General features: G+C 51.1%; 11 protein-coding genes. 5 read left to right on the top strand and 6 right to left on the bottom strand.

Going from position 1 to position 12373, the window contains the following annotated elements; translation table 11 throughout:
* Positions 1-59 precede the first annotated feature (59 nt).
* Positions 60-917, bottom strand: a complete 858-nt coding sequence (gene prmC / locus ACY0JR_RS03440; RefSeq protein ID WP_462632467.1) for a peptide chain release factor N(5)-glutamine methyltransferase — start codon at positions 915-917, stop codon at positions 60-62.
* Positions 918-994: 77 nt separating this feature from the next.
* Between prmC and ribD the strand changes: the two genes are divergently transcribed.
* On the top strand, positions 995-2038 hold the full coding sequence (ribD, locus tag ACY0JR_RS03435; RefSeq protein ID WP_462632466.1) for a bifunctional diaminohydroxyphosphoribosylaminopyrimidine deaminase/5-amino-6-(5-phosphoribosylamino)uracil reductase RibD: 1044 nt from the start codon (positions 995-997) through the stop codon (positions 2036-2038).
* 187 nt (positions 2039-2225) lie between these two features.
* A complete protein-coding gene (locus ACY0JR_RS03430; protein WP_462632465.1) occupies positions 2226-2708 on the top strand; it encodes a GAF domain-containing protein in 483 nt (160 codons plus the stop codon).
* 169 nt (positions 2709-2877) lie between these two features.
* Here ACY0JR_RS03430 and ACY0JR_RS03425 read toward each other — a convergent pair whose 3' ends face one another.
* From ACY0JR_RS03425 to ACY0JR_RS03410, 4 genes are all read right to left on the bottom strand, one after another.
* On the bottom strand, positions 2878-3564 hold the full coding sequence (locus ACY0JR_RS03425) for a phosphatidylserine decarboxylase family protein (protein WP_462632464.1): 687 nt from the start codon (positions 3562-3564) through the stop codon (positions 2878-2880).
* Positions 3565-3804: 240 nt separating this feature from the next.
* Positions 3805-5079 (bottom strand): Glu/Leu/Phe/Val family dehydrogenase, encoded by a 1275-nt coding sequence (locus ACY0JR_RS03420; RefSeq protein WP_462632496.1) that lies wholly within the window; start codon positions 5077-5079, stop codon positions 3805-3807.
* 119 nt (positions 5080-5198) lie between these two features.
* On the bottom strand, positions 5199-6029 hold the full coding sequence (locus ACY0JR_RS03415; protein WP_462632463.1) for a phosphatidate cytidylyltransferase: 831 nt from the start codon (positions 6027-6029) through the stop codon (positions 5199-5201).
* A 78-nt stretch (positions 6030-6107) separates the two neighbouring features.
* Positions 6108-7055 (bottom strand): lysostaphin resistance A-like protein, encoded by a 948-nt coding sequence (locus tag ACY0JR_RS03410; protein WP_462632462.1) that lies wholly within the window; start codon positions 7053-7055, stop codon positions 6108-6110.
* Positions 7056-7111: 56 nt separating this feature from the next.
* Between ACY0JR_RS03410 and dusB the strand changes: the two genes are divergently transcribed.
* Positions 7112-8110, top strand: a complete 999-nt coding sequence (gene dusB, locus ACY0JR_RS03405) for a tRNA dihydrouridine synthase DusB (protein WP_462632460.1) — start codon at positions 7112-7114, stop codon at positions 8108-8110.
* Positions 8111-8738: 628 nt separating this feature from the next.
* A complete protein-coding gene (locus tag ACY0JR_RS03400; protein ID WP_462632459.1) occupies positions 8739-9710 on the top strand; it encodes a DMT family transporter in 972 nt (323 codons plus the stop codon).
* 75 nt (positions 9711-9785) lie between these two features.
* Here ACY0JR_RS03400 and ACY0JR_RS03395 read toward each other — a convergent pair whose 3' ends face one another.
* Positions 9786-11525 carry an amino acid permease gene (locus ACY0JR_RS03395; protein ID WP_462632458.1) on the bottom strand — a complete coding sequence of 580 codons (1740 nt, stop codon included), beginning with the start codon at positions 11523-11525 and terminating at the stop codon, positions 9786-9788.
* Between the two features lie 93 nt (positions 11526-11618).
* Here ACY0JR_RS03395 and ACY0JR_RS03390 point away from each other — a divergent pair, with 93 nt between their 5' ends.
* Positions 11619-12362: a carboxypeptidase-like regulatory domain-containing protein gene (locus ACY0JR_RS03390; protein WP_462632457.1), complete on the top strand. Its 744-nt coding sequence runs from the start codon at positions 11619-11621 to the stop codon at positions 12360-12362.
* Positions 12363-12373: the final 11 nt, after the last annotated feature.

Raw genomic sequence — 12373 nt, 5'->3', positions numbered from 1 at the left:
GGGGTTTTTATAACAATTTCCGGTAACGGGGGAGCATTCATCTTGCCTCAGAAAACAAATTATCTCCAAACCACCTCTGCCACCCTGTCCTTTCCTCGTAAATCTTGGTGAATCTGTACGTCCTGGTAGCCCAATTTCTGTAACATAAAATTGGTCTCTTGAGCGAAGCGCTCGTTTATTTCATAGAACAGTTTTCCACCGGGTTTAAGCAAGTGTTGCGCCACCACCGCAATTCTCCGGTAAAAAAGCAGCGGGTCTCCATTGGGGACAAACAACGCCAGATGCGGTTCAAATTCCAGCACATTCTGCCGCATCAGGCTTTTCTCCTCTTCCAGCACGTACGGCGGATTACTGATAACGGCATCTAAGGAATGGGCCTCGAAAGCGGGAATTTCTTGCAGAATATCCTGCTGTAACCACGTCACATTCTGGTCCAACTTCTCGGCATTTGATTTCGCTATGGCGAGGGCTTCCGGGGAAACATCCAAGCCCCACACCTGAGCATTGGGTAACTCAGCAGCCAACGTAATGGGAATACAACCGCTGCCGGTACCAATATCCAGTAACTTCACCTTCGGCTGCCGTTGGTAGGTCTTAATAACTCGCTGCACCAGTTCTTCGGTTTCAGGACGGGGGATGAGCACGGCCGGCGTCACATAGAATTCCCGACCGTAGAAAGAGGCCTCGCCCAGCACGTATTGCAGGGGTTCATGCTGTAGCAGCCGTTCCAGATAGGTTTGTAGCTGTTCCTGCAGTTCAGGGGAAACTTCTTCCCTTCGGCGCTGCAGAAGTTCAAACCGGCTTACTCCCAGCGCATGCTCCAGCATCCATTCGGCGATGGTGCGGGCTTCTGGTTTTTCGTACAGGGTCTCTAGCTTGGAGGAAAAGTTCTCTAAAACAGCTTCAAGGGTGGGCATACACGTAGTTTTGGGCAATTTCTGAAAAAACACCCGATATTCGGGCAAGGAAATTAGACAGTGCGTACATACGGCAGATGAACACAGACTATAAGTACATGCGGCGGGCGCTGGACCTGGCAGCACTCGGGACCGGTTGGGCTCGGCCTAACCCTATTGTGGGCTGCGTAGTGGTGCACGAGAAAAGGATTATCGGGGAAGGCTGGCACCAAAAATATGGCGGCCCGCACGCCGAGGTGAATGCGTTGAACAGTGTGCAAGACAAAAGCCTGCTGCCCCACAGCCGCGTGTACGTGACACTGGAACCTTGCTCCCATTACGGCAAAACCCCGCCTTGCGCCGATTTTCTGCTTCAGAACGGTGTACGAGATGTGGTTATCTGCAATACTGACCCAAACCCGTTGGTAGCAGGCAGAGGTATTCAAAAACTGGTAGACGCCGGCTGCAAAGTGCATATTGGGGTGCTGGAACAGGAAGGCCGCGAGCTGAACCGCCGCTTTTTCACTTTCCAGACCCAGAAACGTCCTTACCTAGTGCTGAAGTGGGCTCAATCGGCCGATGGGTTTATTGCCCTGCCCAATTACCAGCCCTGTCAAATTTCCGGCCCGCTGGCAAAGCAACTGGTGCACAAATGGCGCACCGAAGAGCAGGCCATTCTGGTAGGCACGCGCACAGCGCTCCATGACAACCCGCAACTGAACGTCCGCCACTGGTCCGGCCCGGCTCCGCTTAGAATTGCCATCGACAAACAACTGCAACTTCCCGCCACCCACCATTTGCTGGACGACTCACACCCAACCCTGTTGTACACATTACTAGAGAAGGAGAACACCGCCCAAACGGAATTCGTGGCGCTTCTGCCGGATGGAATTTTCTTAGAGCACATGCTCACTGATCTTTACCAACGGAATGTACAGTCTATACTAGTAGAAGGAGGCACGGTGCTACTGGAGGCGTTGCTGCAAGCCAATCTCTGGGACGAAATCAGAGTCATTAAAAGCCCCGTCAAACTAGCCGCTGGCGTGAAAGCACCACACCTGCCTGCCATGCCTTTTACCTCCAGACAGAACTTAGGGGATGACGAGATAACCGTATACCGAAACACGCCACCTCTGGCGTAGAAGTCTCTTTCTGTTTAGAGCCTGTTTTGGTAAAAACTACCTTTAAACAGAAATTAGCTTTCCCCGCTGCATTGGTATACCCAAAGACAGTTGCTCCTGGAAACTCCTAAGATTACCTTTGCCGTTCTAGAAGGAACAATGTGCTGTTCAAAGAAATAGCACATTAAAAAATTAGCACATAAACCTCATGGCTGAAGACTTATTTATTGACAATACGCTCTCCAAAGAAGAGAAATACAAAGCCTTGCTTCCGCAGATTGAAGCATTGGTAGCCGGAGAAACTGATTTGATCGCGAATCTTTCTAATGTAATGGCGGCCTTGAAGCAGAGCTTCGGCTTTTTCTGGGTAGGCGCTTACCTGACCAAAGAAGACCAGTTGGTGTTGGGACCATTTCAAGGACCAGTAGCCTGTACCCGCATTCCGTTCCACAAAGGCGTGTGCGGCGCCTGCTACACCCGCCGCGAGACTATTTTGGTGCCGGACGTAGAGGCTTTCCCGGGGCACATTGCTTGCAGCAGCGAATCTAAATCTGAGATAGTGGTGCCGGTTATCAAAGACGGCGAAGTAAAAATGGTACTGGACGTGGACAGCGACCGCCTCAATGACTTCGACGAAGCTGACCAGAAATACCTGGAGCAAATTATGAAACTGGCTGAGAACTGGTTCTGAGTTTGGTAGCAAGTAGTGCGTATCACGTAGCACGATTTTTCTTTTAGCCCATTTTCCTGAAAACTACCTTAAAACGAAGAAGCCTCACCCTTACCGGATGAGGCTTCTTCGTTTTACATCGATTTTGAAAAGTCTTGCTACGTGATACGCACTACTTGATACCAAAAGGCTACCCGAAGAATGAACCGGAAGGCTTCGTTTTCAGCTGTGCTATGACCGTTTGGCCGCCTTTGGTTTTCTGGCCTAGTTGTACTTTCACTTCGGTGTCTACCGGCACGAAAATATCTACGCGGGAGCCGAACTTGATGAAACCGAACTCCTCACCCTGGTTTACTTCATCGCCTTCAGTCACGTACCAGACAATGCGGCGGGCCATGGCTCCGGCAATCTGGCGGAACAGCACTTCGGGACCGGCCAATGATTCTACTACTACTGTGGTACGTTCGTTCTTGGTGCTGGACTTAGGGTGCCAAGCCACCAGGTAATTCCCCGGGTGGTACTTGAAATATTTTACAATGCCAGACACCGGGTTACGCGTGATGTGCACGTTAATGGGCGACATGAAAATGGAAATTTGCTTGCGCACATCGTTGAAATACTCGGGCTCTTCCACGTTCTCAATCACCACTACTTTCCCATCGGCGGGAGCCACTACCAGGTCTTCGTGTAAGAGCAGGTTGCGGTACGGGCTGCGGAAAAACTGCAGGATGAGCAGAAAAATGATAAATGAAACGCCGGAGAAAATCCTGTTAAAAGTTAAGTGCTCACTGTTGAAGTAGTAAAGCATCATGTTCACGACCAACAGGCCTAACAGGGTAAAAAACAGAATCTTTCGTCCTTCTTTATGAATTTTCATTAGTGGCTTTTTGAGCGTAAGGAAAGTTGGTCTAGCATGTTGCTTGGTTGAACAATAAAGAATGTAGCCCGGCAATGCCACCGCAACCACAAGTTCATACTACGTACTTTCCACCTATAAAAGAGGAAAACCAGACCACCTCTGAAGCAAAAATATAAAAAAAATGCCTCCTATCTAAAAAAAGACAGGAGGCGGTAAAATTTCAAACCGGCCCAATCCGTTTGGGGGCTAGATGTCAGCTTAGAAGCCGCCCCTGAATTTATAGGTCTGCGCTACTTTGTCAATAGCCACAATGTAGGCGGCAATACGCATAGGAACGTTGTATTTCTGGGAAGTAGCGTACACTTTGTTGAAGGCCTCGGTCATAATCCGGTCAGAGCGCTCGGTCACCATGTCCAGGCTCCATTTGTAGCCTAAACGGTTCTGCACCCACTCAAAGTAAGACACGGTTACCCCGCCCGAGTTAGCCAGAATATCCGGCACTACCATAATACCTTTCTCATTGATGATTTTATCGGCGTTCGCCGACGTTGGGCCATTGGCACCTTCTACGATCAAGCGAGCCTGAATCTGGTCGGCGTTGCGGGCAGTAATCACGTCTTCTACCGCCGCGGGCACCAACAAATCAACTTTTGACGTCAATAACTCATCATTGCTGATAGGCTCGGCCCCGGCGTAGCCTTCCAGACGACCATGATGCGCGTTCTTGTAGGCGATGGCCTCGTCAATGTTGATGCCGTTCTCGTTCCAATAAGCGCCGCTCACGTCACTTACGCCCAAGATTTTCACACCGCGCTCGGCCAGCAACTTAGAAGCCCAGGAACCTACGTTCCCGAAGCCTTGCACCGCCGCCGTAGAGTTGGTGGGGTCCATGCCCAACACTTCCATGGCCGCCATGGCAGACACCATCACGCCGCGGCCAGTCGCTTCCACGCGGCCCAGAGAACCACCTAACACCAGCGGTTTACCGGTTACTACCGAGTTCACGGTCATGCCTTTGGTTTTGGAGTACTCATCCATGAGCCAGGCCATTTCTCTAGGGCCGGTACCCATGTCTGGAGCCGGAATATCCTGGTCTGGACCGAAGGTGTCAATTAAGGCTACGGTATAGGCACGGGTCAGGCGCTCCAACTCTCCCGCCGACATGGTGGTAGGGTCGCAGACAATGCCGCCTTTGGCGCCGCCGTACGGAATATCTACCACGGCGCATTTCCAGGTCATCCAAGCGGCCAGGGCCTTCACCTCGTCCAGAAACACACCGGTGTCATAACGGATACCGCCTTTAGAGGGGCCTAATATATTGGAGTGTACTACCCTGAAACCTTCAAACACCCGTACGCTGCCATTATCCATGGTCACGGGTAGGTTCACAATTACCTGACGGGTAGGCGACTTTAGAACTTCATATGTATCATCATCCAAGCCCAGTACTTCCGCCGCAATGTTGAAACGGGACATCATAGACTCAAAAGGATTCTCCTTGTCCTTGATGGGAGCTGGTTCTTTGTAGGCCATCTTACTATTGTATGCTGCCATAATTATAAATTTTGTAATTCTGCGAAATATATTAGGCGCAAAATTACCAAATTTATAATATAGAACTAACGTTAGCCCTTTTTATCCTGAAGGAATTTTTACTTCACCAATTCCAGAAAGGCCACCAAAAACGGAACTACTAGAATAAGGCTGTCAAACCTATCCAGAATACCACCGTGGCCCGGAATCAAGGTGCCGGAGTCTTTCACGTCAAGGCTCCTTTTCAGCATGGATTCCACTAAATCGCCTAACACCCCAAACACCGACACCAATACCGCTACGCCCAACCAATGCCAGAGCGCCAAATCTGTGAAGTAAAGCGACAGCAGCCAGGCCACTCCTAAGGATAGCAGCACGCCGCCAGCCCAGCCCTCCCAGGTTTTGCCGGGCGAAATACGCGGAAATAATTTATTTTTCCCAAAGCTTTTCCCGGCGGCGTACGCTCCCGTGTCTGAAGCCCAAATCAAGAACATGACGCCCAGAATAATCTGCCAACTGTATCTCTCTGGCAGAAAAGCCAATACGTGCAGCATGGTAAACGGTGCCGCTATGTAAAAAACACCCACCAACGTAAGCGCCACATTGGTAAAAGGCTGTTCTTTTTTCCGGTACAACTCGGCCACCAGGGCCAACAGCATCACTGGCGGCAGCACAAAAAGCCAGTCGCTGGAGACATTGCCGTGCTTGACCAGAAAACCCAGCACATACAACCCAACGCCCAGCAACGCTCCAATTACTCGGTTCGGCTGAAAGCCTTTGGCAGCAAGCAGACGGTAAAACTCCAGCAAACCCAATAACGTGAGCGCCAGAAACAGCACGAAGAACGTCCACTCGCTCAGGTAAATGGCGCCAATGAAAACGGCTCCGCCGATGACTCCGGCCAACAGGCGCAGTTGCAGGTTATTCAATGGTTTTCTGATTTCTTCCATGGACAAGGCTTGGTAGATTGCTAGTGGCCGGATAAAAACCTCCGGCGGCTGTTTTGGGGCTGATTCTTTTAAAATGGCTTAGAAACGGGAAGTATCCTCTTCCACCGGAGTCGGCAATCGGCGGAAGGCTGTGTACAGACCGTACAGGAGAACAGCCGTCAGCACCAGAGAAAACAAAGACAAGGTGAGGGATTCCGGCTCCGTGGATTCCACGTTAATGGAAACGGCCCGGCGCTGCGCCAGAAACATCATGAGCACCATAAACCCGTTGTTGATGAAGTGCCCAATAATGGGGACCCAAATATTGCCCGACCACCAGTACAGATACCCGAACAACACACCCAGCATAATGCGCGGCACCACGCCGTAAAACTGCATGTGAATGGCCCCGAAGATGATAGCCGCCACCCAAATAGCTACGTGCGGGTTCTTCCACCAGCGGTGCAACTCGTTTTGCACAATACCCCTGAACGCCAGTTCCTCGCCAATGGCGGGCAGCACCGCAAACACCACCATGCCCAGTATCAACTGCGGAATGGTGTTTATTTTGGTTAATTCTATGGTCAATTCGCGCAGCGTGTCTTCTTTGGCCTTGGCCCATTGCTCAAAGGCATCCAGAAACGGCGGGAAATCTACATTGGCATTCCAGTACACCAACCAGGACGAGGCGGGTAAAATCACGAGCATGAGCACGGCACTCCCCAGCAACAGATGAAACGGCACGGTAGCCCTTGGCGAAAGAAAGGCGGCAGGCCGATGGGCGTTCACCCGCAAGAACATCAGCGAGGCAATGGTAAACCCCACCAAATGTACTACGCCCTGAAACAACACCAACGCACTTCGGCTCTCGGGGTAATCTGCGGGACGGGCCAGCATGTTGGAGATGTCCATCAGCCCGAAGCCCCAAATAAGTTTAATCAGCAGCATCGCCAGGAAATTCCCGATGAACAGGCCCGCCATGGCAAACACGGTAAACAGCAAAAGTGACTTAAACGGATGCAGACTAGGCGAGATGAAACCTTTCATATAGGCGAAGTGGTTTTAATGAGGTAAATTTACGCGAAATATTTAAACTCAATCACGTGGTAAAAATCGGTCAGATAGAGCTTCCGGACTTCCCGCTGCTGCTGGCACCTATGGAAGACGTCAGCGATCCTCCTTTCCGGGCAGTGTGCAAGGCCAACGGCGCCGACTTAATGTATACGGAGTTCATCTCCTCTGAGGGCTTGATCAGGGATGCCGCCAAAAGCCGCCAGAAACTGGACATCTTTGACTACGAGCAACCCATTGGTATCCAGATTTTCGGGTCAGACATTGATTCCATGCGGGAATCGGCGGTGATCTCGGCGCAGGTGGGCCCTGATTTAATTGACATCAACTACGGTTGCCCCGTGAAGAACGTGGCCTGCAAAGGAGCCGGTGCCGCGCTGCTGCGCGATATTCCCAAGATGGTGGCCATGACCTCGGCCATTGTGCAGGCGGTAGAACCCTTCGGATTACCAGTGACCGTAAAGACCCGTCTGGGCTGGGACGATTCCACCAAAAACGTGGAAGATGTGGCCGAACGTTTGCAGGACATCGGCATCAAAGCCCTTACCGTACACGGTCGTACCCGCGTGCAGATGTACAAAGGTGAAGCCGACTGGACGTTAATCCGGAAGATTAAAGAAAACCCGCGCATCCAAATCCCCATCTTCGGAAACGGCGACATTGACACTCCCGAGAAAGCTGTTGCCTACAAAGAACAGTTCGGGGTGGACGGTATCATGATTGGCCGCGCCTCTATCGGCTATCCCTGGATTTTCAGGGAAATCAAACACTACATGCAAACCGGCGAGTTGCTGGCCCCACCTACCATTCAGGAACGCATTGCCATGTGCAAGATGCACTTTGACAAAGGCCTGGAGTGGAAAGGGCCGCGTCTGGGTATTTTTGAGATGCGCCGCCATTATGCCAATTACTTCCGGGGCTTGCCCAACGTGAAAGGCTACCGCACCCGTTTGGTGCAGACCGAAGACCCGCAGGAGATTTACGCTATCTTAGATGAGATTGCGAATTCTATGGAGTACGCTGAGGCATAAGGTTCTTTTAAGTTTTTGATGGAATCCGTTTTGGAGATGGTTTTTGGAAATCGGCTCTGAAACGGATTTTTCATTTTATTCTGAGTTCACTAAAGGGTTGGGGTGATGAGGATGAGTTTGGCTGTTACTGGCGTGGCGGGTGGTTGATGCCGGTACCCATATGCTGGGTTGTTGCATGGTTTCCCTCTGTGCGCTCACGGCCGCGAGGCCCCGTCTTCCCCTCGCGCACTGCCCTTTCGGCCTGCCTTGTCCTTTGCGCTTAGTTTCGCCATTCCAAGGCCAAAAGCGAGGCGCGCTCGGGAAAGACTGGAAGGGAGAAAGTAGCAATGGATTTCTGCCCTTTAAAGCGGAGATTCCCCCTTTGAAGGGGGCGAAGAGGATGTTTACATCTGCCGGTCACACGCATTCCTTTCTCCCCTGAACATGGTTCAAGTCTGTGACTTGGACCTATCATGACCGGAAGTTTGCAAATCCGTAAGGCGTAAGCCTCACAATGGGTATTGCTGAATCACAAATAACAATCATCGCTCAGAAGCCACAACACCGCTTACTCAAAAGACCTCGTAGTGTACGCAGTTCCTACGAGTGTCTGCGCCCCACCTTTCAAGCCTATTTTCACGAAACCAGCATGGAAACGTCTGGGCATCCGTTACCTTTGCGCTTTCATTTTCAGCACGCTACTTCTGTGTCTACTACTGCTACTACTTCCCCCACCAATACAGGTTCTACTTCTACTCCGCCGTTGGCATGGGTAATTTTGATTGGCCTGGCCCTTATCTGGGGCACTTCGTTTATTTTGATCAAGAAAGGACTGGTCGTTTTCTCTTCGGATGAACTGGGTGCTATCCGGATTACGATTGCTACGCTGGCCTTGCTTCCGTTTGCTTTGAAAGGGTTGAAAGCACCTAAGCCGGGGCAATGGAAGTTTTTGTTGTTAAGCGGGCTGATTGGCAATTTGATTCCGGCGTTTCTGTTTGCCTATGCAGAGACCCAGTTGGCGAGTGGCTTGGCGGGCGTGCTGAATTCTTTGACGGCGTTGTTCACCCTCATTATTGGGGCTATTTTCTTTCAGCAGAAAATCACGTTGCTGCGGGTGTTGGGCATTCTGATTGGGATTCTGGGGACGGCGGTGTTGATATTTTCGGGCAGCGCCCAAGAGACTTCTTCTAATGCCTTCTATGGTTTGTATGTGGTACTGGCCACGTTGCTATACGGCGGCAGCCTAAACGTAATTAAGCATTGTTTGGCAGGCATCAAGCCCTTGACCATGGCTAGCCTGGCTTTGTTGACAGTGGGACCAATTGCGTTTGTCTATCTTTGCACTACCTCGGCGTTTGAAAAATTGGCTACGCAACCTGCCGCCTGGGAGGCGTTGGGGTATATCACGTTGTTGGCGGTTTTCAGTACGGCCATCGGGTTGGTGTTCTACAACAAGCTTATCCACATGACCAACACGCTGTTTGCGAGCACCTCCACGTACCTCATGCCCATTGTAGCTTTAATTTGGGGCGTAGCCGATGGCGAAACCATTCATCTCATGCACTACGTGGGCATGGCAGTTATTCTGGCCGGCGTGCTGTTGGTGAACCGGGCCAAATAGAAAAGGCCGGAAAACAAAGTGGACCAATCCATCTTTGCCTTTCCGGCCTTTGAAAAAGTTGTGTGAACGGGAGCTTTATCTCGCCTGTACCGCCAGTTTGCTGTGCTTATAGCTATACCCAAAGTAGATGGCCAGACCGATCAGTAACCAGACAGTGAAAAGCAACCAGTTGTTCACGCCTAGCTGAGTCATGAGGTACAGGTTGGTTAAGAGGCCGAGCACCGGTAGCAAGGACAGATTCTTCCGGAAGGAAACCCAAGCCAGGAGCACGCAGGAAATTAGGAATACCAGCATGGGAATCTGATGGCGGAACTCCTCGTAACCGCCCTTCCAAGCTACGGCACTCCAGAAGGCATCAATGGCCACCCGGTTGTAGAGCATCACCAATACGCCGCCGATGGCCAAGATAAGTGGCACCAGGAATTTTCCGTTCAGATACGGTACTTTGAAACGGGCTTCGGACGTGCCGTGCGGGTCAATCATCAGAATACCGCCGCATACCAGGGCAAACGCGAAAAGCGTCCCGATACTGGTCAAGTCAATCACCAGATCCATGTTCAGGAGCAGGGCGGGTACGCCTACGAAGAAGCCGGTCACTAACGTAGAGAAAGAAGGCGTTCTGAAGCGCGGGTGCACTTTGGAGAAAACTGGCGGCAACAGACCGTCGCGGGACATAGTCATCCAGATGCGGGGCTGCCCAATCTGGAACACCAACAGTACGGAGGCCATCGCGAAAATTGCGCTCACCGCTACTACACCGGCCAGCCAGTCTACGCCTACTTTCGTGAAAACGTACGCTAAAGGATCGCCTACGGCGAGTTCTTTGTACGGCACCATGCCCGTAAGCACCAGTGTAATGATTACGTAAAGAATTGTACAGATAATGAGCGCGTAAATCATAGCCCGGGGCAAATCGCGCTGCGGATTCTTACATTCTTCGGCAGTGGTACTGATGGCGTCAAACCCGATGTAGGCGAAAAACACAGCTGATACCCCTTTCAACACGCCGCCGATGCCGTTAGGCGCAAACGGGCTCCAGTTGGCCGGATTCACGTAGAAAGCACCCACCGCAATCACTACCAATACCACAATCATTTTGAGCACCACCAGCAGGTTAGAGGCGTTTTTAGACTCCTTTATGCCAATGTACACCAAAGCGGTAATCACGGCATTAATCATGAAAGCAGGCAAATCTACCACCAGTTTCCCGCCCAGAAAGTCAGGGGCAGCTAACCAAGTATTGTAGGCCTCCAACTGCACCGGATCTGCCGCCGACAACGGCTGCCCAGACTGTAAGAGTGCCATTACCTCGCCGTAGCCTTTGTGCGCACTCTGCGTGCCCATGGTGAGCCACGCCGGAATGTCCAGTCCCACGCCGCTCATAAGGCCCGTAAAGTAATCGCTCCACGAGATAGCCACCACAATGTTCCCCACGGTGTATTCCATAATCAGCGCCCAGCCAATGATCCAAGCCGCCAACTCGCCAAACGAGGTGTACGCATAGGTATACGCCGAGCCGCTCACCGGAATAGTGGCCGCAAACTGCGCATAGCACAAAGCCGAGAACGCGCACGCAATAGCCGTGAACACGAACAGCATAGACACCGCCGGACCACCCTCGTAACTCGCGTTGCCGATGGTACTGAAAATACCGGCCCCAATAATGGCGGCAATGCCCAGGGAGGTCAAATCTCTGACCGATAAATTACGTTCCAGCCCCTCCTCTACCGTTCCAACGTGGGCGGCCACATCGGCGGGCGGGGTGTGCAAAACAGCGTTCAGACTCTTGCGGCGGAAAAGACTTTTTAGACTCACTTGTTCAGTTTGGTGTAGAAATTCAGGGGAAAAGTTAAGGAAAATATTCTGAATGTGCCGCTAGGCCCGTATATTTAGACAAACCACCCTGCTATGCCCACCCACCGCCTCACCGTTTCTGTGCCCAAGCCCTGCCACGAGGATTGGAACGCCATGACACCTGAGCTTCAGGGCCGTTTTTGCCAAAGTTGCGCTAAAACGGTAGTGGATTTTACGATGATGAGCGATGCCGAAGTGGTAAGCTGGCTTACCGAAAACAAGAACATTACATGCGGAAGGTTCCGGCAGGAACAACTACGAAAAGAGTTAACAGCCGCCACTTACAACCGCAAGCGCTGGACATGGCAAGCCGTAGCCTTAGGCCTGTCTGCTTGGCTAAGCACCAAAAACGTTGTAGCGAAGGAAGTATCTCCTTCCGTTTCCATTATAGATCAACAGTTCGCTTCTGAGAATTTGGGAAGGAGAACGAAGAATCTTTCTAAAAGGCCTGTCAGTCAAGTTGTTTTGAAAGGCACTGTGATAGATGCACGAAGCAAGGAAACCTTGCCAGGAACAACCATCATGTTGAAAGGAACTTCTATCGGAGTTCCAGCGGACCGAAACGGTAATTTTGAATTATCTATTCCTGCTCATTTAGTGAATAAAACGCAGAAAGTCACTTTCACTTTTATTGGGTATGAGATGAGAGAAGTAAAGCTTACTAAATTGCTTAAACAGAAGAACTCAAAGATAATTATGACTTTAGACACCGCAGTTGTAGGAGGTATAGCCGTTCAGTTTAACAAACCGTTACCTGGACTTGGATTCTTTCAGAAAATAAAGCAACTGTTCTCCTAAATCGTTTTTGC

Source organism: Rufibacter sp. JT3400010 (genome assembly GCF_054956755.1).
Note: the sequence above shows the minus strand (reverse complement) of the source record. Positions and strands in the feature narration are given on the sequence as shown.

Excerpts from the sequence above, each read along its gene's own strand:
- prmC (WP_462632467.1), bottom strand. The coding sequence starts at position 917 with ATGCCCACCCTTGAAGCTGTTTTAGAGAACTTTTCCTCCAAGCTAGAG.
- ACY0JR_RS03415 (WP_462632463.1), bottom strand. The coding sequence starts at position 6,029 with ATGGAAGAAATCAGAAAACCATTGAATAACCTGCAACTGCGCCTGTTG.
- ACY0JR_RS03390 (WP_462632457.1), top strand. The coding sequence starts at position 11,619 with ATGCCCACCCACCGCCTCACCGTTTCTGTGCCCAAGCCCTGCCACGAG.
- ACY0JR_RS03410 (WP_462632462.1), bottom strand. The coding sequence starts at position 7,055 with ATGAAAGGTTTCATCTCGCCTAGTCTGCATCCGTTTAAGTCACTTTTG.
- ACY0JR_RS03430 (WP_462632465.1), top strand. The coding sequence starts at position 2,226 with ATGGCTGAAGACTTATTTATTGACAATACGCTCTCCAAAGAAGAGAAA.
- ACY0JR_RS03420 (WP_462632496.1), bottom strand. The coding sequence starts at position 5,079 with ATGGCCTACAAAGAACCAGCTCCCATCAAGGACAAGGAGAATCCTTTT.
- ribD (WP_462632466.1), top strand. The coding sequence starts at position 995 with ATGAACACAGACTATAAGTACATGCGGCGGGCGCTGGACCTGGCAGCA.
- ACY0JR_RS03425 (WP_462632464.1), bottom strand. The coding sequence starts at position 3,564 with ATGAAAATTCATAAAGAAGGACGAAAGATTCTGTTTTTTACCCTGTTA.
- ACY0JR_RS03400 (WP_462632459.1), top strand. The coding sequence starts at position 8,739 with ATGGAAACGTCTGGGCATCCGTTACCTTTGCGCTTTCATTTTCAGCAC.